22 protein-coding genes are annotated in these 20,041 nt (G+C 44.7%); 5 read left to right on the forward strand and 17 right to left on the reverse strand.

The window, feature by feature from the left end; translation table 11 throughout:
* Positions 1-25 precede the first annotated feature (25 nt).
* Both crcB (AC58UU_RS07520) and crcB (AC58UU_RS07525) read right to left on the reverse strand, forming a co-directional pair.
* Positions 26-385 carry a fluoride efflux transporter CrcB gene (gene crcB, locus AC58UU_RS07520; protein ID WP_497314359.1) on the reverse strand — a complete coding sequence of 120 codons (360 nt, stop codon included), beginning with the start codon at positions 383-385 and terminating at the stop codon, positions 26-28.
* The gene (crcB, locus tag AC58UU_RS07525; RefSeq protein WP_497314361.1) at positions 382-762 is read right to left on the reverse strand and encodes a fluoride efflux transporter CrcB; all 381 of its coding nucleotides are present in this window, start codon (positions 760-762) and stop codon (positions 382-384) included. Before crcB (AC58UU_RS07525) ends, crcB (AC58UU_RS07520) begins: the two co-directional genes overlap by 4 nt.
* 108 nt (positions 763-870) lie before the next feature.
* Between crcB (AC58UU_RS07525) and AC58UU_RS07530 the strand changes: the two genes are divergently transcribed.
* On the forward strand, positions 871-1,161 hold the full coding sequence (locus tag AC58UU_RS07530; RefSeq protein ID WP_497314362.1) for a rhodanese-like domain-containing protein: 291 nt from the start codon (positions 871-873) through the stop codon (positions 1,159-1,161).
* A 23-nt stretch (positions 1,162-1,184) separates the two neighbouring features.
* Here the strand turns inward: AC58UU_RS07530 and AC58UU_RS07535 are convergent, their stop codons facing one another.
* On the reverse strand, positions 1,185-1,760 hold the full coding sequence (locus AC58UU_RS07535) for a shikimate kinase (RefSeq protein ID WP_497314364.1): 576 nt from the start codon (positions 1,758-1,760) through the stop codon (positions 1,185-1,187).
* A gap of 78 nt (positions 1,761-1,838) precedes the next feature.
* Here AC58UU_RS07535 and AC58UU_RS07540 point away from each other — a divergent pair, with 78 nt between their 5' ends.
* Complete coding sequence (locus tag AC58UU_RS07540; protein WP_057302951.1) at positions 1,839-2,162, forward strand: hypothetical protein; 324 nt, start codon at positions 1,839-1,841, stop codon at positions 2,160-2,162.
* A gap of 13 nt (positions 2,163-2,175) precedes the next feature.
* Here the strand turns inward: AC58UU_RS07540 and gnd are convergent, their stop codons facing one another.
* From gnd to AC58UU_RS07590, 10 genes are all read right to left on the reverse strand, one after another.
* Positions 2,176-3,588, reverse strand: coding sequence for an NADP-dependent phosphogluconate dehydrogenase (gene gnd, locus AC58UU_RS07545; protein ID WP_497314366.1), 1,413 nt, complete (start codon positions 3,586-3,588; stop codon positions 2,176-2,178).
* A gap of 32 nt (positions 3,589-3,620) precedes the next feature.
* Entirely contained in the window at positions 3,621-4,388 is a 768-nt protein-coding gene (locus AC58UU_RS07550) for an SDR family oxidoreductase (protein ID WP_497314368.1), read from the reverse strand.
* Positions 4,389-4,449: 61 nt separating this feature from the next.
* On the reverse strand, positions 4,450-6,018 hold the full coding sequence (gntK, locus tag AC58UU_RS07555) for a gluconokinase (protein ID WP_497314370.1): 1,569 nt from the start codon (positions 6,016-6,018) through the stop codon (positions 4,450-4,452).
* A complete protein-coding gene (locus AC58UU_RS07560; protein ID WP_497314372.1) occupies positions 6,015-7,286 on the reverse strand; it encodes a nickel pincer cofactor-dependent isomerase, group 22 in 1,272 nt (423 codons plus the stop codon). Before AC58UU_RS07560 ends, gntK begins: the two co-directional genes overlap by 4 nt.
* An 18-nt stretch (positions 7,287-7,304) precedes the next feature.
* A complete protein-coding gene (locus tag AC58UU_RS07565) occupies positions 7,305-8,309 on the reverse strand; it encodes a LacI family DNA-binding transcriptional regulator (RefSeq protein ID WP_497314373.1) in 1,005 nt (334 codons plus the stop codon).
* A gap of 101 nt (positions 8,310-8,410) precedes the next feature.
* Positions 8,411-9,712, reverse strand: a complete 1,302-nt coding sequence (locus AC58UU_RS07570) for a 6-phospho-beta-glucosidase (protein ID WP_497314375.1) — start codon at positions 9,710-9,712, stop codon at positions 8,411-8,413.
* Between the two features lie 5 nt (positions 9,713-9,717).
* Positions 9,718-10,716 (reverse strand): N-acetylglucosamine kinase, encoded by a 999-nt coding sequence (locus AC58UU_RS07575; RefSeq protein ID WP_497314377.1) that lies wholly within the window; start codon positions 10,714-10,716, stop codon positions 9,718-9,720.
* Between the two features lie 30 nt (positions 10,717-10,746).
* On the reverse strand, positions 10,747-11,742 hold the full coding sequence (locus AC58UU_RS07580; protein ID WP_497314379.1) for a LacI family DNA-binding transcriptional regulator: 996 nt from the start codon (positions 11,740-11,742) through the stop codon (positions 10,747-10,749).
* Between the two features lie 613 nt (positions 11,743-12,355).
* The gene (locus AC58UU_RS07585) at positions 12,356-12,952 is read right to left on the reverse strand and encodes a YkzI domain-containing protein (RefSeq protein WP_497314381.1); all 597 of its coding nucleotides are present in this window, start codon (positions 12,950-12,952) and stop codon (positions 12,356-12,358) included.
* Positions 12,953-13,168: 216 nt separating this feature from the next.
* Positions 13,169-13,405, reverse strand: a complete 237-nt coding sequence (locus AC58UU_RS07590) for a DUF6953 family protein (protein ID WP_056833181.1) — start codon at positions 13,403-13,405, stop codon at positions 13,169-13,171.
* Positions 13,406-13,625: 220 nt separating this feature from the next.
* Between AC58UU_RS07590 and AC58UU_RS07595 the strand changes: the two genes are divergently transcribed.
* The gene (locus AC58UU_RS07595) at positions 13,626-13,730 is read left to right on the forward strand and encodes a YjcZ family sporulation protein (RefSeq protein ID WP_497314384.1); all 105 of its coding nucleotides are present in this window, start codon (positions 13,626-13,628) and stop codon (positions 13,728-13,730) included.
* Positions 13,731-13,789: 59 nt separating this feature from the next.
* Here AC58UU_RS07595 and AC58UU_RS07600 read toward each other — a convergent pair whose 3' ends face one another.
* The 3 genes from AC58UU_RS07600 to AC58UU_RS07610 are packed head-to-tail and all read right to left on the reverse strand — an operon-like array spanning position 13,790 to position 17,072.
* Positions 13,790-14,944 (reverse strand): ABC transporter permease, encoded by a 1,155-nt coding sequence (locus AC58UU_RS07600; RefSeq protein WP_497314386.1) that lies wholly within the window; start codon positions 14,942-14,944, stop codon positions 13,790-13,792.
* A complete protein-coding gene (locus AC58UU_RS07605; RefSeq protein WP_497314388.1) occupies positions 14,937-16,124 on the reverse strand; it encodes an ABC transporter permease in 1,188 nt (395 codons plus the stop codon). The genes AC58UU_RS07600 and AC58UU_RS07605 overlap by 8 nt, the downstream gene beginning before the upstream one ends.
* 12 nt (positions 16,125-16,136) lie before the next feature.
* Complete coding sequence (locus AC58UU_RS07610; protein WP_497314390.1) at positions 16,137-17,072, reverse strand: ABC transporter ATP-binding protein; 936 nt, start codon at positions 17,070-17,072, stop codon at positions 16,137-16,139.
* 201 nt (positions 17,073-17,273) lie between these two features.
* Here AC58UU_RS07610 and AC58UU_RS07615 point away from each other — a divergent pair, with 201 nt between their 5' ends.
* Positions 17,274-18,410: a sensor histidine kinase gene (locus AC58UU_RS07615; RefSeq protein ID WP_497314391.1), complete on the forward strand. Its 1,137-nt coding sequence runs from the start codon at positions 17,274-17,276 to the stop codon at positions 18,408-18,410.
* 18 nt (positions 18,411-18,428) lie between these two features.
* The gene (locus AC58UU_RS07620) at positions 18,429-19,091 is read left to right on the forward strand and encodes a response regulator transcription factor (RefSeq protein ID WP_497314392.1); all 663 of its coding nucleotides are present in this window, start codon (positions 18,429-18,431) and stop codon (positions 19,089-19,091) included.
* Here the strand turns inward: AC58UU_RS07620 and AC58UU_RS07625 are convergent, their stop codons facing one another.
* The gene (locus tag AC58UU_RS07625) at positions 19,092-19,937 is read right to left on the reverse strand and encodes a stalk domain-containing protein (protein WP_497314394.1); all 846 of its coding nucleotides are present in this window, start codon (positions 19,935-19,937) and stop codon (positions 19,092-19,094) included.
* Between the last annotated feature and the right edge of the window lie 104 nt (positions 19,938-20,041).

The following is a 20,041-nucleotide window of genomic DNA, read 5'->3' on the forward strand; positions in this document are numbered from 1 at the left end:
TCGTTGATATCTCCTTCGTAAGTGTTTATATGTAATATCCGAGGAAAGTCAGAAGAATTCCACCGGTATAACTGAGCAGTGTATAGAGGATCCATGCTTGCCACAGTCCAGCGCGGAGCTGTTTAATGCTCTCGAGATTCAATGTGGAAAATGTAGTGAAAGCACCCATAAAACCCGTGCCTATCAACAGTTTCCAATCGTCAAATGAATGATATCTCATCAACAGGCCAAGCAAAAAACAACCCAAAAGATTTATTGTCAGTGTACCATACGGAATAGAACTTGGGAACCTGTTTGCCATGTATGTCCCTAGCTGAAATCGGCAAATTGCGCCAAAGAATCCTCCAAAACCTACCAGGCAAATGGGCCATAACCATGTCATCATGAACGACGAACTCCTCTTCGAACAGACTCGCCTATACGAACACCCATCCATGTAGCACCGAGTCCTCCCCATAAACTTCCCAAAACATAAAGAGCGGCAAGGATAATTTGTCCATGGTTTAGCATGCTCATAGTTTCATAGCTGAACGCAGAGAACGTAGTAAAAGATCCAATAAAACCAGTTGTTATAGGTAGTCGAAGTCTAGTAGGTATGGGAAGCTTTTCGGCGAACGTTATAAAACCAAGTATCAGACAGCCGGTTAAATTACAAAAAAAAGTTCCCCAAGGAAAAACGGAAGCCGTCGTAGGATTCCATAAGGCGGAGAGCCCAAATCGGGCAATGGCGCCTAATATACCGGCTAAACCAATGAACAGCATGGTTATACAACTCCTGTTATTAACCCTAGGTTTGACATCTTGACTGTTTGTTTCTATCATTACTTGTAATGGGGGTTCTTCCCCACATATCAAGCATGGAGGTCCGAAATGGATACGATATTACCATCCGAAATTAAAGAAAGACTGGACCGCGGCGAACAGCTAGCAATTGTCGATGTTCGTGAAGATGAAGAAGTAGCAGCCGGTATCATCCCTGGAGCTAAACATATTCCGCTGGCTCAATTGCCAGATCGCCTCAGCGAAATCCCCAAAGTTGAAGAGCTTATTCTTGTTTGCCGCAGTGGAAACCGCAGTGGGCGTGCAATTAGCTTTTTGGAAGCTCAAGGCTATAAAGGTCTTAAAAACATGACAGGCGGCATGCTAGAGTGGGAGGACTAAGCTGCTAAGCTTGTCCCCTCCTTCTAGATTTCAGCTTGCTGGATGATAAGTGCTGTAATTTCGTCCGTTGTTAATTGCGTAGTATCAATAACCGAATGCGCGAAATCATAGGCAGACTTACGTTGCTCAAGCAGCAGGTGAACGCGCTCCTCTAAATTCCCCTGCAGCAAAGGACGACTTGTATCGCTGCTCACTCTTTGAATGATTATCTCTGGTGATGCTTTCAGCGCTACCACAAAGCCATTCTGCAGCATACAAGCTCGGTTACACTCGGCCAGCACTGCGCCGCCGCCTGTAGCCACAACTTGTCCTTTACGAGCTAATATATGTTCCAGCGCCTTACTTTCCAAAGCGCGAAAATGCGATTCACCATGAAGACGAAACAAGTCAGAAATGCTTGTCTGATGCTCTTCTTCCAGAGCCGCGTCTGAATCTTGAAAGAACCATCCCAGTTGCTCGGCCAGCTTCTTTCCAACGGTTGATTTGCCTGTCCCCATAAATCCTACAAGTACAATATTGCTTGCTGTCACGTTAATCCCCTTTTCCCATATGCTGATCATACAAACTTTCCCAACATCATAACATAGCCAAATCGACATGAATACAATCCACCAAAAAATCATATAGTAGTGTGAATAAATTCCAGCACAAACAGTTAAGATTTTAAGAGAGACCATATGCCGACAAGGAGAGATGGAGCTTTGAACCCAACTGTTGCCTACCAAAACCGCACAAAAGGCAAACTGGAGCAAATTTTGCACCCAAGCTATACGCTTTGCAAAGAGGATGTTGTGTGGATACTGGAGTTTATTAAGAAAAAAGTGGCTGAAGAAGACCCGCTTATGCAAGGTCTTACTCAACCACGATTATTAAGAAATTTTCGCTATTTTGCCGAAGTCTCCCTGATGCTCATTCACAGACGGAACGGCTTTGATCAAGAGGCCGATCGTTTGAAAATGTGGCTGCGTGAAGCGGCATACGGTTTGCAGGAAGAGGCTTAAAGGCCTTATCCACTTAGTTTTCCATCCAATTGAAGTGGAAGGAACCCTCTTTATCTACACGTTGGAACGTGTGTGCACCAAAATAATCGCGCTGCGCTTGTAGCAAGTTAGCCGGCAATCTTTCCGTACGGTAGCTATCGTAGTAAGCAAGCGCCGATGCGAAAGACGGAACCGCAATACCGCGAGTAACCGCTTCTGCAATGACTTGTCTCCATGATTGTTGATAGTTGTCTACAACACCGTTGAAGTAAGAATCAAGCAGCAGGTTTTTGAGTCCAGGAGCGCGGTCATAGGCTTCCATAATATTTTGCAGAAATCTAGCACGAATGATGCAGCCGCCGCGGAAGATCTTGGCGATGTTGCCATATTTCAAATCCCAGTTATATTCCTCAGAAGCAGCTCTCATTTGAGCGAAGCCTTGAGCATAAGAACAAATTTTACTTGCGTAAAGCGCTTGGCGAACAGCCTCGATAAACGCTTTGCGATCGCCTGTAAAGGCTGGAGCATCAGGTCCTTTGAGCACTTTGCTTGCCGCTACGCGTTCTTCCTTCATCGCGGAGATGAAACGGGAGAATACGGATTCTGTAATAATGGAAAGCGGTACGCCTAGGTCCAAAGCACTTTGACTGGTCCATTTTCCTGTTCCTTTTTGACCAGCGGAATCTAGAATAACGTCAACCATAGGCTTGCCGGTTTCAGCATCATATTTGGTGAAAATATCACGTGTAATTTCGATCAAGTAGCTGTCGAGCTCGCCGTTGTTCCACTCTGTGAAGATCTCATGAAGCTCTTCTACGCTTACGTTCAGAACATCCTTCAACAATTGATAAGCTTCGCAAATAAGCTGCATATCGCCGTACTCAATGCCGTTATGCACCATTTTCACATAGTGACCAGCGCCATCAGGTCCGATATAGGTACAACAAGCATCGTCGCCCACTTTGGCAGAAATCGCTGTAAGAATAGGCTCAACGAGTTTATAAGCGTCTTCTTGTCCGCCTGGCATAATAGATGGGCCTTTAAGCGCGCCTTCTTCACCGCCGGAAACACCTGTACCCACGAAACGAATACCTTTTTCTGCCAGCTCTTTGTTACGACGCTGCGTATCTGGGAAGAACGCATTGCCTCCATCGATTAGGATATCGCCTTTGTCCAAATAAGGAACAAGTTGGTTAATTGTATCGTCGGTTGGACCGCCTGCTTTAACCATAATCAAAATTTTGCGTGGAACTTCGAGTGATTGTACGAACTCTTCAATGCTGTATGTACCTACTAATTGTTTGCCCGGGGCTTCTTCTAGAAGCTCTTTTGTTTTTTCAGCAGAACGGTTAAAAACGGAAACAGTGAATCCTCTGCTCTCAATGTTTAAAGCCAAGTTTTTACCCATAACTGCTAGACCGACTACACCAATTTGTTGTTTAGACATCTCTCTCATACACCCTTCCGATATATAAATATTTAAATCGTCATCGCGCCAAAACCGCCATCCACTCTTAAAACAGAACCTGTTACAAAGCTAGAAGCTTGTTCAGAAGCAAGGAACACAGCAGCACCCTGAAGCTCAGACGCTTCACCGAATCGATTCATTGGCGTATGACGCATGATGGACTCGACACGTTCCGGTGACAGAATCTTACGATTCTGCTCCGCTGGGAAGAATCCAGGAATAATCGCGTTGACACGCACACGACTCGAAGCGAATTCGCGGGCTAGATTCTGAGTGATGTTATTGACAGCTGCTTTGGAAGCGGAGTAAGTGAATACACGGGAAAGCGGCGGATCTGATGATACGGATGAAATATTAATAATACTTCCTCCCTCTCCTCGATCAACCATGTATTTCCCAAACACTTGGCAGGCTAACACGACACTTTTCAAATTAACCTCCATAATAGAATCCCATTCTTCCATGGAAATGTCAAAGAAAGGCGTGGCACTATTTTTGCCAGGGCAGTTCATTAGAATATCCGCACTGCCAGACCAAGCGATAACTTCTTTGAGAAGAAGCTCCAAATCTTCCCGCCTCGTAGCATCCGCTTGAAAGGTATGTGCTTCCCCGCCAATGGCTTCAATGCTCTGACGAACCTGATCACTTTTCTCTTGATTCCGACCGACTATGGCTACTTTCGCTCCGTGTCCAGCCAGGGCAAGAGCCATAGAGCCTCCAAGTGTGCTGTTGCCGCCAATAATAACTGCTGTTTTCCCTGTAAGATTGAATAAATTCATTGTCTTCATCCCCTTCGGCATTTTGCAAGGCAAACCTTCATAATAAGCCTAAGCTAAATTATTATTGAGGGCTCCGTAGGTGCTGTTGTTGAAAGGCGGTAATCGCATCGAATTGATCTTTTAACTGATGATATACGCTTGTATAAATAGATGTCAATTGTTGATAGATGCGATAATCGTTTTCATTCACCTCGTGAGCCTTTCCTACCTGAATCCATTGATGAGCATGAGATAGATCTTCGATTTCCCCCATTGCAAGCAGACCTAGCAAAGCAGCGCCGATCCCTGAGCTTTCAATCGAATCCGGCACAGTAACGGATGTGCCGAGCATATCTGTCATCATCTGGCGCCAAAACTCAGATCGAGCAAAACCACCAGACGCGCGAATCACAGTGGCAGGTCCCATAATCCGTTCCAAGGAAGCGCTAACAGCTTGGATCGAGAACATGACGCCTTCGAGCGCTGCACGAATCATATGCTTCTTCTGATGGCTGAGTGAAAGCCCGAAGTAAACACCGCGAGCATTCGCGTTCCAATAAGGTGCACGTTCGCCGGAAAGCAGCGGCAGGAACAGCAGGCCATCAGAGCCCGCAGCGACTTGTGAAGCTATCTCCGTCAAATAATCATAGGGGTCGATTCCCTGACGGCGGGCTTCTTCTGCTTCCGCCGTAGCGATCTGGTCTCTCACCCAACGGAAAACGATGCCACCGTTGTTGATCGGTCCGCCAACGACCCAGAAGTTTTCTGTTAGTGCGTAGCAGAACAGCTTGCCTTCGGGGTCGGTTTGCGGCTTGGTGACGACGCTGCGCACGGCACCGCTGGTGCCAATGGTGACGGCGACGACACCTGGCTCGAAAGCGCCAACGCCGAGATTCGCGAGGACGCCGTCAGATGCGCCGATAATGAACGGCGTGTTCTCTGCCAAGCCCATCGCAGTGGCGAACTCGGCGCTGAGCCCTTCTACGCGGTGCGTTGTAGGCACCAGCTCAGAAAGCTGCTTCGGCGTCACACCTGCTTGACCAAGCGCTTCTTCATCCCAATCGAGCTTCTCCAGATTGAATAGCCCTGTTGCACTGGCTAGTGAATGGTCAATGAGATAACGACCAAACAGCTTCGCGAATACGTACTCCTTGATACCGATGAACTTGTAAGTTTCCTTGACGAGCCTTGGCTCGTTATCACGGAACCACATCAATTTGAGAAGTGGTGACATCGGGTGAATCGGCGTTCCTGTCCGCGAGTAAATCTGCTGACCTAGGCCGCTGCGTTTAAGCTCTTCTGCATAATGCGCACTGCGATTATCCGCCCAGGTGATGCATGCGGTCAGTGGCTTCGTCTGCTCATCAACAGCAATGAGGCTGTGCATAGCTGAGCTGAAGGAGACACAGAGCACTTGGTCAGCTGTGATACTAATCTTGCGAACAACAGCGCCAATTCCTTGCACAACGGCGTTGAAGATTTGTTCCGGGTCTTGTTCGGCCCGATCAGCGGCCGGTGTGAAGAGCGGATATTCGATCGAGTGCGAAGCTAGTACTCGACCATCCCGATCAATTACAAGCGTCTTGGTGCTCGTTGTCCCGATATCCGCGGCGACAATGTAAGGCTTATCTCTGACTGCATCAACTGTCATTTGTTAATATTCCCCTCTGCATCAAATGAAAGTTCATAAGGTTCAGACAAAATTTCAATATCTGGATGCTGACGAGCTTCTTCTAGCAAATTCACGGAAATCTCAATTTCGCCCAGGTGAAGTGTATCTTGAATCCGAACTAGCTTGCAGGTCGTGTAATCTAGAATGTTACAGGTTTTAACAGCCGCCTTGATCGCGTAGAAATCGTTCTCCAGCGTTGTTGCGATCTTGGTAGGCGCACATACGGTTGAAGTTAGGCCGTTCGCGTAAGTGAACTCCAAATTTGTTTTATCCACTAGTCTTTGTGTGGTGAAATCAGCTGTTCCTACACCGTTCGCGTTACCCTTCGTTTCTGGAGTTAAGTCCAGTACAACCATTTTGGCAACATCTGGGCCGCCATGTGCATATGGTGTTGGGTAGCGGCCGGTAACATTGGGATCCATGCCATCGCCGCTAATATTTTTACCAATATAATCAATGACAAGGACATCGATTTCGTCGAATAAAATCTTCGGCAGACGCGATTTGGCTTCAATCAGCAGTTGTTCCTCCCGCACTTCAATTTCAGCTGCTGGCAGCACTTCCACTTGGCATGTCTCATCATAGGCATTTTCTACAAGCGCGACGCCGAACACGATGGGCAGCTTTTCGATCATCAAATTGGCCATTGCCGGCACATTCTCCGCCATATACTTGAAACCAAGCTGGTGACAGGCTTCAGCGCCTTTTTGTTTGCCCAGCCCGATAGCGATCATCTTCATGATCCCGCTCTCAATACGTCCACGAAACGCCGTATGCGGCTTCACACGGTTAATAACGACGATAGCATCTGCCTCTGAAGCAATGCGATCTACATAAACGGGCAAACCGTTAGGCAGTTGATCGATCTTCACGACTTCCATCGAAGAACGAATCGGTGCTCCCATCGAGGCTTCCGTAATGCCAAAATGCTGCAATACTTCCGTCTGTCCTTCAGCTGTAGCACCACCGTGACTTCCCATACAAGGAACGATGAACGGGAACGCACCTCTATCTTTAATGGCGTCGATGGTCGTTTTGGTGAAACCTGCGATATTAGCGATCCCCCTACTTCCCACAGCAACAGCAACCTGCTGACCGGGATTTATGCTTTCCATAACCCCGCTGCTGGCAAGCTTATTCACTAATTCCAATTCTGGATTTTCTAAAATGGTACGATCAAACTTCTGCCGAATCTTAACCATTTGTGGAATCGGAATATCATTTAATAACTCCCTCAGAATGCTCATCGACTAATCCCTCTTTCCTTATGGTGTCAATAATCGTACGGATTCCCGTACAATCAACTCTGTTTTTAATAGCAACTGCTCCGTTTCGTGCTGCTTATTTTCTATATTTCCAAGAAGTCGCAAAGCGCCTTCTCTGCTAATTTGCTCAATCGGTCTGCGAACGGTTGTCAGTGCTGGGGTTACGTAGGCTGCGAATACCGTGTCGTCAAAGCCTACCACTGAGATGTCGCTAGGCACGTTCATCCCAGCCTCCGACACCGCTTTCATCGCCCCAAGCGCCATTTCATCATTACAGCAAAATACGGCTGTCGGTCTTTCATCCAGCGTTAGAAATTGCTGCATGGCCTTATGTCCGCTCTCCAGATCGTACAATCCCGGCATGCGATATGCGGGTGGAACGGTAATCTGGTAATGCTTCATGGCTCGTTCGAAGCCGTCTTTCCGATTCTGCGCGGATTTAAATCCCTTGCGCCCCTCAATGAGAGCAATACGCTTATGTCCCTGCTCTATCAAATATGAGGCTGCCAGAAATGCGCCTTGCTCCTCATCTGAGAGAACATTCAGCACGCCTGAAGTTTCAACAGGGCGATTCAGCACAACTTGCGGGATACCTTTACTGGCAATATGGTCAATGATTGCTTGGTCATCATCACTCTGACTGACAACAACAATACCGTCGAAGCTTTTCCGCGTAATCGAGTGAAAACTGGTGTAATCGTCAATCCCTTTAACGATCAATTGGTAACGATCCTGTATGACACTGTTGACACCACGGATAGCTTCATAGAAGAAGCCGGCGGAAGTTCCTTTACTTAGTGTGGTAAAGAACAGCCCTAAGTTATACGAACGATCCAACACTAAACTCTTCGCGCTGTAATTAGGCGTGTAATCCATCTGTTCAGCGATGATTCGGATGCGCTCCTTCGTCTCCTCCTGAATGAGCGGACTGTTGTTAAGCGCTCTGGAAACCGTTGTATGAGACACACCTGCAAGCTTGGCAATATCTTTAATGGTAACGCTCATACCCTCACCTCAATCAAAGCATATCACATCTATGCACACGTTAACAATAGTCATTTTTACAGCAAAAAAACTCCCTTCTCAGGGAGCTTCCACTTCTTGTATTATTTGAAAAAAGCCGGTAGATACGCTTTATTCTTCTCCAGCATTTCTTCCATAAGTGTCTTGGCTACTGCCACTGACTGCACCAATGGATGATGAACCAGTGCTTGTAGAACGAGATCTCTACTGCCTGTAACGGCTGCTTCAATGGTGAGGCGTTCATATGTTTTGACTGCATGAATAAGGCCTTTGACATGTTCAGGAACTTTGGTCAAGCCCATTGGAATAGGGCCACGCGCTGTAATGACACAATTCACTTCAATACAAGCATCCTTCGGCAAAAAGTCGATGATGTTATCGTTCATAACGTTCAGCGTTTGGATATCCCGCTTGTCATTGTAAATGGAATCCATCAGATTTACAGCTGCCTCGGAATAATAAGCGCCCCCGCGTTTCTCCAGCTGTTTAGGCTTCTCCTGCAAGTCAGGATCATGATACAGCTCGAACAATTCATCCTCAACACGTTTCACAACTTCCGCCCGAGTACCGTTTTCTTTGAGCGACGCCAACTGTTCTTCAAGCATGATATCCGTCATGTAAAAATATTTCAAATAATAAGAAGGCAGGGATTGCAGCGAACGCAAGAAGTCAGCATCCCATTCGCTTGCCGGTACGTTTTTGCCGCTATATTCTTCTTTGCGATCCAGCAATTCAGCTAATTTATCTTCGCCTCTGATTTCAGCACGCGTAACCCAATGGAGATGGTTTAACCCAACGAACTCGGTATATATCTGTTCAGGTGCAGCATCATATTTGTTCATTAACCATTTATGCAAGCCAATAGGCGCATTGCAAAGGCCAATACTTTTCACTTTGGAGTACTTATGAATCGCCTCAGTCACCATACCTGCAGGATTAGTAAAGTTCAACAGCCACGCATTAGGGCTCAGTTCTTCGATATCCTTACAAATATCAAGCAGTACAGGAATCGTGCGAAGTGCTTTCATCATCCCGCCCGGGCCGGTCGTTTCCTGACCAATAACACCGTATTTGTTAGGAATATGCTCATCCCATTTACGGGCTTCCAAAAGTCCTACGCGCATTTGCGTACTTACGAAATCGGCATTTTCGATCGCTTTTCTGCGATCCAAAGTTAAGTGCACCTCTATCGGTAAACCTGACTTCTCGATCATTCTTTTTGCCAAATTACCGACGATTTCCAGCTTGTGCTTACCTTCTTCCACATCCACAAACCAAAGCTCTCTTACAGGCAGCTGGGCATATCTTAAAATAAACCCTTCTACGATTTCCGGCGTATAAGACGAGCCTCCGCCAATGATGGCAATTTTCAATGCATTTCTCATTGCACTCACATCCTAGTCTTATCTAATAATAGTATGGTTTGATAATCGGACACGGTCCGGAGTTTCTCGTAGACATCTATGGTAACGGAGTTACCTGCGGCTTCCATCGCCATCCAAACAGCGCCAACCACAGGTTCAACGTTCAATTTCACAATTGTGGCATTGGGGGAGACTTCGCTGACTGCCTTTTCAATATAAGAATGAATAAATGGCCCGTCACCTCTTGCAATGACACTACCTGCAAGCACAACTTGAAAAGTCTCTTGCTCCATCTTTAAACGTTTAATTACAGCTGTAGCTGACTTGCCAAGCTCCTCCCCTTGCACCCTGAGAATGCGGCAGGCGACCTCATCACCCTGCTCTGCGGCTTGGAACAATAGCTTGGTCGTATGGAGCGGCACGGATTTGTTGTTATCCAGAAAATCATCAAACATAGCCTGCACCGAATTATAGCCAAGAAACTTGATCAGCAGCTCAGTCAGCATAGTGGGTTGCTCCCTGCCATCCCATGACCGAATGACAGAACGAAAAACCTCTACAGCAAGAGTGCCTCCTCCGCCAAAATCACCAAACTGATAGGTGAAGCCTCCGCATTGAAAAAACTCACCCTGCCTGTTCTTGCCGGCACTGTTCGTTCCACTTCCGCAGATTAGAACAACGCCAAAAGGCTGTGACGTACCAGCACGCAATGCAATCATGGTATCACAATCAATCCCATAATTCGTGAATCCCAGTCCGCCAATTAGCGGGCGAAGGATCGTATAATCAATTGGTCGATCTGCGCCAGCAAGGCCGAAAAAAGCATATTCAATGTCACTGTGTGTAAGCCCCGCCTGCTGTAGCGCCATTGCTACCGAATTTGTAATATTTCTGAGTGCTTGTTCTACACCAAGTTGATGATTGCCATTGCCGCTATGCCCTTTACCGATGATATGTCCCTGTTCATCTGTTACGAGCGTGTAGGTTTTACTCCCGCCTGCGTCTACACCCAAATAATATTTCATGCTTTCAACTCCTGTATATATCCATCATCTCTAGTTTCGTTTACTTGTGGTGGATTCTCGAATGATTAGTTCCGGTTCCAATTGCACCGTTATATTACGTTTGGCTGTACCATCTATCCACTTAAGCAATATATCAACACCTTGTTGCCCCATTTTGTCCGCCGGTTGACGAACGGTAGTTAACCTGGGGCGGAATTCCTCCGAGAAAATCTGATCATCAAAACCAACAATGGACATATCACGCGGTATTTTGTAGCCCTCATTTTTGAGTGCGTCCATCACACCGAAAGCCGTCAGATCATCTGCGGCAAATACCGCACTCGGAAGTTTTCCCGACTGAATCCAGCGACTTGCCGCTTGATAACCGGAGGTGATGCTGAAATTACCTTTTTCAATCCAAGAAGGATCCAAGCCTGCCTCCTGCATCGCACTGACGAAACCGCGCCGCCGCTCGCTGCTGCTTAAGTAAGGTTCAAGCCCGGAAATATGGGCAATCTCCGTGTGGCCTAGGTCAATTAAATGTTTCGTGGCTTCGTAGCCACCTTTATAATTATCAATGATTACAGAGGATATGGATGGGTGAATATGCTGATTATCCAGCATAACGAATGGAATCTTCTTCTTTTTCAATTCCATGACATAATCATCCTCATGAACCGGTGAGAGCATAATAACACCATCCACACGGTCCTCTTGGAACATGGAATTATCGAAAGATGCGAACACGTCTGTTGATATCGAAAGCGCTAAGAAGTAACCTTTTTCAGCAAGCCGATCGTTAATCTCTTTGACTACTGCATCCAAGAAAGAATCATTTAAAGTGGTAATGCCGAGTCCAATAATACCCGTCTTACCACGAGCTAAGCTTCGTGCTGCTGCATTCGGATGGTAATCTAACTCTTTCATCGCTTGCAGCACTTTTTGGCGATTTTTTTCACGTACAGTGCCTGCTTGATTAATGACTCGCGAAACGGTGACAACCGACAAACCGCTTCTCTTGGCGACGTCAAAGATGCTTACTTTCATATAAAACAACTCCTGTAGCTCTATAATTGCAGTAATCAAGTCGATTTACAGCATGTTTCCAAAGTATCACAATTAGCGCTTCAAATATACAGGAGGAGTGCAAATGCAGTACCAACACTCAGCATTCCCCCAGCTTGAGATTACCAGCTATTTATTGACGCGTTCCAACAACTTGGTTAATTTATCTTGAATGCCAGGTAAAGCTTCTTCAACTTTTTTGTCGAGCCCCAATCGGAAATAAAGCAAATACAATGAAACCGATGATCCAGGGTGATATGAACAGGTAGAAATACTTGCTTTCTCGACGACTTCCTCTACTTATGCCCAGCGAAACCGTTCTTTCCACTGTTTTCTTTGTATTGAATTCTCAGCTTTTAAAGTTTAACCGCTTTAACTTTTAGTGTTTACTTCCCCCTTCGTTTTAGAAAATAAACACATTTAGGTTGCTTTCAAAAAAAGACCCCCCCTCAAAAGTTAAAGTGCTTTAACTTTCATAAAGTGATTATATACGATGACGCTCGGGTTAACAAGCATAATTTTACATAAATTTAAAGAGAGACCCTATCTATAGCTAGATAAAGACTCTCCCTTTATTTGATTCCAATATTCATTTTCACATCTCCAATAAGAGCATTTCTTGTCTCATTTCGATCAGCTTGGTTTTACTCTCCATGACCGCTTTGACATCACCTGAAGCCATCGCATCATGTAGGGTAGCTAGTTCGTAATCCAGCTCCATGCGCAAAATAGGAATCCGATCGTCGGTACGTTTGGATCGCAGCGCTTGCATGACTTCCTCTACGGTCACGGCAGGCTCCTTCTGATACAGCACTTTATGTTCGATACCGCTAATCTCGACCATTCGAATAATTTCACCGAACATAATATTCTCAATGAGAATTTGCCGATCCTTGAATCTTTTGACTATAGCATGACCACGTGTATCACCAATCAGCTTCTCCATCATTTCGGCAAGCTTCTCATCTTTGAAGGAATAATTGCCTACGATTTTATACTTTTCACCGATTCGTTCGAATTTCAGCTTAATCAGCTTGCGTCCTGTGCGAATGGAAATGATGAACTGCAGCTCGCTTTCGTTCCAATACAGAGAATAACCTTCTTGAATGAGTGCTTTAATGAAGTTCCGGATTAGCCGGCGATCAAATCGTAACTCTAGGTTGCAATACTCCACTTCATGACTCTTACTCACGGCAATCCCCTCCATAATTGGCGCTAATGATTTTGTTTAAATATTCAGACAACTTATCTGCTTACTCTTATCATATTATGAATTCTATGTTTTAGCAACTTGGATTATTGACATTTTTTTAAGGAAAAACGTACAAAAAAAGCTGATGCCTGTATCCCAATGGCTTCAGCCCTAAACTGGAAGAAAACAGCCTCTGCCTATGCAGTACCAATGCGTTTAATGCCATCCCCAGAAAAATCCATCGCGCTCCCAAGCCGCTTTACCGCCATGAAGTTTTTTGAAAATTTTCTTCACATCTTTGGAAATCGCTTGATTCCCATTCTCGTTCACATATATGAAGGATTCCCCAAAATGTTGAATTATATAGTCCACTGCTTCTTTCTGATGTAAAATACCCGCGGATTTCAACTGCTCCATCATCCATTCCGCAACTTCATTCGCCGTAACGGCCATTTGCATTCTCTCCCTTTATTCGTATGTTTCTGTGGCCTTTATACAGGCGAGTGACGCTATTGTACCATAGTAACACAATCTTTTCGAAATCATCGTCCGAATAGGTACAGGAGCACAATCATCCTGATAAATCCGAATAGCCCATTCATTCCTAGGTGGATCCCCATATGCTATCTCGTAAGACAAACGCATAGATTTTTAAATGGAAAGGGTGATATAAATGGGTTATGAAGCAGGCGTAGGTGTCGGTGGTTATAGTTCTTCCGCAGCCGTTTTGGTTCTATTCATTTTATTGGTAATTATCTCTAGTGCTTTCTTTATCTAATACATTTAAAAACGAAAGGGCTAATCTGCTGAAGAAGCAGGTAGCCCTTTGATTTTTAATTAACTAACCTCAGCATCTCCCGGTCTAAGAATGACTGAACCAACACCCAAAAGTATTAGTCCAAACAAGGTGAGTACACACATGTGCATCCACATCTGGGATAGACTCTGACCAGAAGCCATTCGTTGAATGGCCTCAATCACCCACTTTTGCGGAACGAAATTCGCAATCTTCTGCATCCAGTCCGGCATCAGGCTGATTGGCCAGAAACATCCGCCTAGCATACACGTTGGGGTAACAACGAGAGAATTAATCATGCCCATATTCGACGCATTCTTAACCATACTAGCTACCGCACTGGCAATTCCCATGCTGGCTAATAAGAAAAACTCCAACAAAATAAACTGCGATATAAACGGAAGTCCATAATCATAATTCGTTACATAACGTGTAAATAAAAGAATGACAAGCACCTGCAGCGTCCCAACCAAGAAACTGCCTATGAAGTTCCCAAGTACAATTTCGAAAGAATGAATGGGTGCCGAATACGTTCTAGCCATAGTGCGTTGTCTTCGATCATCCATAATCACAGAAACGGTATTATTGATTAACCCCATCATAAACATCAGCATGAAACCAATTACTGTATGCATATTCGGATTCACATACAAATTAAGATCAGTGACTTGTGCCTTCACCTGATGCTTCTCCATCTGAGAAATTGTCTTCTCCACTGCTTCACGAAGCGCTGCATCTTGGAGCCCTTGCTGGCTATGCAGTTCTATCGTTCCTTGATATCTAGATAGAATACTATCCAGATTGATTTTAAGCGTAATCGAAGCCTCATTGATGTTTAGTTGGTACATTTCTATTTGCTCGGATGCACCTTTCATCAACATCTCACTGAATCCTTCAGGAATGAGAAAGGCGCTGCTCACTTTTTGCTTCGTGACAACTTCTTTGAGCGCTGTTTCAGAAGCTTCTTCTTTGAGCCGATAATCTGACAGCATCGAAAGTTCTTGCAAGAGATGGGAACCCATCGCTCCCCGATCCAAATTGATATAAGCAATATCAACTCCGTTCTCACTTTGTTGACCAAGTACACCAATAATTAGCGAAACCACTGCTGCTGGAATGACTAAATACATCAGAAAGCCTTTTTTCTGAAAAAGTGTACGACGCAGCATATTGAGCGCTATAAATAAGCTATTCATGATATCCCGCCTTCCGAAAGACAATCAGGGAAAGAAGTAACAATCCCCCACTAATACAAGCTAAGATCGATATATGATACCCTATGATTGCAGCGTCACTTCCGAGCATAATACGAAACATACTCTGCATGGCCCAGTGATTGAGGGTAAACTCTCCCATTCGCTGCAGAAGACCTTCTGGAAGAGGCGTGAAGCCTCCACTTAGGAAAGTCATGACAAGAATGATCATTTGAAACGTCGTGCTGATTGCTTTAGACGATTTCGCTGCCAGCATAATCAATATAGCTAGACTCATCGAAGCGACGATAATCAATAAGCAAACCAAGAAGAGGTGGAAGAAGTCATTTCCCCAATCGACACCATAAAACAGAATGGTTGCACCAATAACGAGCCCTGCCTGGACGATCGAACTGAAGATACTTCCTATGATTTTACCCAATAAAATTTGATATTCATGAATGGGCATCGCATTTAATCGGGATAACGTGTGCTTTTCTTTCTCTCCTTGCAAACCCAATGCCGCTCCCATGCCCGAGTATAACAAAAACATGACTAGCATAGACGCTGTGTAATACTGCATGGCCGTATAGTTGGAATTAGAAGAAGTAAGCTTGCCTAGCCGTACATGCGAAGAAGCCTCCGATATCGGTTTGAATGAACCATCACTACCTTGTTTCTGCAATAGCTCAGCAGCCCTGGAGCCTGCTGAAATAATCGCCGATTGCATGTAATTAACTTGATCCAAAAAGGAGCGAAGCGTCATCTTAGCGGTCAAATTCTGCCCATAATCCTGACCTAGAATCATTTCCCACTCCGCTTCTTTTCCCTCAAGCACGCGGCTGCTAAAATCACTTGGAATGATGAGTGCAAATTCCGAATCCCCTGACTTGAGCCGTTTTACAGCTTCATCACGTGATTGAATGTTCATAGGCTGTATGATCTTCATTAACTCTGGTGTGCTAAGAAAGCTTTTAAACCCTGCGCTTAAGACTCCTGAATCAGACTGCACCACATCTACCTTAACGGGCTTCAGTGTACGATCTTCCATTTTGAAAGCGCCTGAGAGCGCCGAACCCAAAATGAATATAAGTAAAAGCGGCATCAAAAACTGAATAATGAGTACATAACGCATGCGCATAAAACGCAATATTTCATACTTAGCAATGATCCAAATCAGCATGGTGACCTCCTCCTAATCCCGTAAGGTTCTTCCGGTCAACGACAGAAATAATGCCTCAAGATCAGGCTCCACCTTCGTGAGCGATTGAATTTTCACTTCGTGTTTGGAAAGGATGAACAGGATATCCTGCAAATAGGCTTGCGAGGAACCCACCAGCAGCTCAAGTGTCTGTTCTTGAATAGTGACTTGCTTAATCCGCGGATGATCCCTTAATTCTTTGACAGCTTCTTCCCTCAGGTTAGCTGCTTGAATGATAATTTTATTGTCCTGCTCAACTTTACCGCGCAATTCTTCTTGGGTTCCACAAGCAATGAGATGCCCATGATCCATGATGCCGACCCGTGTGGATATGGCGGACACTTCCTCCATGTAGTGTGAAGTATAAATGATCGTTGAGCCCATACGGTTCAGCGTCCTAACTGATTCCAGAATGTGGTTTCGGGACTGAGGATCGATACCAACGGTAGGTTCATCCATAATAATCAGCTTTGGACGATGCATAATTGCACACGCAATATTCAATCTTCGCTTCATCCCACCGGAAAAGGAACTTGGTCTATCACGAGCGCGATCCAATAATCCTACAAATTCCAGCGCTTCCTCCACTCTTTCTTTCAGCAGCTTACCTCTTAATCCATATAATTTTGCGAAAAAAGCGACATTTTCTCTTGCTGTTAGGTTTTCGAAGATTGCGAGTTCTTGTGGAACAAGACCAATTCTCCGTTTCACTTCAATTGTATCTTTCGCAACCGAGAGCCCATCAACAAACATTTCGCCTTGATCAATTTTGAGCAGGCCGCTCAGCATTTTGATCGTTGTGCTTTTCCCGGCCCCATTCGGGCCTAACAATCCGAAAATTTCACCTTCATGAATCGATAAATTCAAATGATCGACAGAAATTTGATTGCTATACTTTTTGACAACATTTTTTATTTGAACAAAGCTCACAAGATCCTCTCCCTTTTCCGTTTCCCCTTTTTCCAACTGCTGTTATTACAATCATTGTATCTCCAAGGGATCCCGTTAACAGGTAGAATAAGTCATTATTCAAAGGTGACAAAAGTCATTATCTGTCTATTAGACGTGTTAACTCACTTGGTTTGTATGGTATACTTTGCTAATAGTTGCCCTGCAAAGGAAGGAAATCGATTGACACAATTACGCTTGTTAACCCGTTATTTACTCATTCTCATTCCAGCGATTGCCTCGATGTATCTCGAAAGCTATTCATCCAATGGCATGTATGTTTTCCTCATTCTTTTATTCATTTGGATCGCTGAACTGCGCAGAACGATATTCTCGAGATCAGCATGGATGCTTTTACTCGAAATAGGATTCAGTGGATGGATGACCTATCACTATGACGGCATTTTGTTCATCACATTTTACTCCACGCTCTTATCCTATGTAACCACCGTAAATAGTCATATTCGTTACTACCTCTTGAGTATTCACTTGATTCTATTGAACATATCCTTACATAGTCAGCCAAGCAGCTACTACCTTATGAGCAATCTCATCTTCTTGTCTCTGACGCTGCTCCTGCTGCAGATGCTCCAGACTGAGCAAAACAAAGAGGAAGTTGAGCTGCTCTACGATAGGCTTCGGAGGCAGCATTACGAGCTGGACGAAGCTCGCATTCAGTTAATGGATTACGCCCGAAAAGTCGAAAACATCGCACAAACGGACGAACGCAATCGGATTTCCCGAGACATTCATGATGAATTGGGACATAAGCTGATCCGGCTTAAAATGATGATGGAAGCATCCTTGCAGATCCTTCCAACTCAACAGACGAAAGGTGTAGACATGTTAATGTCGGTCCGCGACCAGTTAACAGAAAGCATGGAACTGCTGCGCTCAACCGTACGTAGACTGAAACCAGATGAAGAAACGCTGCAAACCTACTCGCTGGGGAAGCTCATTGAAGGACTGACAGCAGAAAAAGGAATATCTATTGAGGTTGAGATGCAGGGTATGCCCTATGTGCTGTATCCGAGTCTAGAGTTCATTCTATACCGTAATGCACAAGAAGCCATTACAAATGCCATTCGTCACGGGTCCGCAACCCAGGTTCTAATTCGGTTAACGTATGAATCCAAACAGATTACAATGTGTATTTCGAATAACGGTAAACTGCCTAATGAGCGCAGTGGGAACGGACTAGGAATGTCAGGCATGGAAGAACGAAGCAAGCTCATTGGCGGTCAGCTTATTGTGTCGATCGAAGATCGATTTACAGTGACGACTGTCTTGCCCACTTTTCGCCAAATTGAATCTACCTAAGAAAGGGTTGAACACAGCATGATTCATGTGCTCATTACAGACGATGATCCATTCATCCGCGAAAGCTTACAATTAATCATTGGACTTGACGAAAATATAAAGGTCGTTGGCACGTGTACGCATGGAGACGAAGCTCTTGCTTTTATCCAGAACGGCGTCCAGGTTGACGTTGTCCTAATGGATATTCGGATGCCAATCTGTGACGGTGTACAGGGCACATTGAAGATTAAGCAAGCTTATCCGGATATTGCTGTGCTTATTCTGACCACATTCGACGATGATGAATTTATCGTTCAGGCCTTACGAAACGGAGCCAGCGGTTATCTGCTCAAAAATATTTCGCCGGATCGGATTATTCAGGGAATTAAGACGGTAGAACAAGGCAATCTACTTATTCATGCGGATATTGCCAAGAAATTGACGACTTTTATCAGCGCTAGTTCATCTCCAAACGTACCTGCACCCAAACCACTTAGTGGATATGGATTAACAGCCAGCGAACAAGCAGTCGTAGCGAAAATTGCTGAAGGCCTATCTAATAAAGAAATCGCCCAGGAGCTATTCCTGAGCGAAGGTACAGTTAAGAATTATATTACGGAAATTCTCAGCAAGCTGAACCTCCGAGATCGCACGCAAATTGCTATTTTCTATTTAAAAAAACAATCAGGCACCGGTGGTTAATTATCTAACCTTCGTCACTTGGATGTCCTCTTTGGAGGAGCTTCCAACCACATAATCAGGCTTATTATTATTGCCATTTATTTGCGTTAGTTTGAGAGTTGTACGATAGAAATGCCCATTTTCCGTAAGTAAGTAGCTGTATGTATTCTCTTCAGGCAGCGCATCAATGATAATCGGATTCGTCATGTAAGGTACTTTATTGATCTCATAGTATCGGAAACCTTCCACGTATTCTCTGATTGTCTTGAGCTTGACTGGATCCTGCTCCCCTGTAATGACGATGGGTTCATTAATGAGATAGGAAATTTGCGGCGTTTCTTTCCAACTCTTTTTCAATTCTTCTTCGCTGACATAGATATCCTCTGAATACTTTTCCTTCGCTTTACGCAATCCGCCCGTAGAAACACCCATTCGGTCCAAATCTTTCAATCGATAATACGTCTGATCCGTCATATTAACAAGAACGGGGTAAGTCCCCCCTAAATAATCTAAGTACTGTGGAAACGGGTACTGCAGCACAATTTCTGTATAATTCGTTTCGTTGCCTTCCGCAGGCTGCTGAGGATTAACACGGGAATTCAGATAGATTGTTTTCGTACTATCCTTCCAATTAACAACCGCTCCTAGGTAAGTTCCTAGCTCCTTCACAGGCAAATAACTGGAATTATTATAAATTAAAGGCGGATTCGCCAGCTTCACTTCTTGCCCGTTCACCACGACTTTAAAATCATTTCTTAAGTAAGAATCAACGCGCTGCAGCACATCCTGAGCGTAAACACCTGCTGTGAAACAAGTTCCCATTAAAGTGCCAAGTACCGCAATTTTGGACCATTTTGACATACGCATAAGTATAAATTCTCCTGTCTTTCCTAATTGATAGTTACCACATATTTCGGCATGGTTCCACTTTTTTCCTGCTTTTCTGTCATAAAATCGGTCCAATGGCCTAC

Source organism: Paenibacillus sp. JT22N1 (assembly GCF_059692155.1).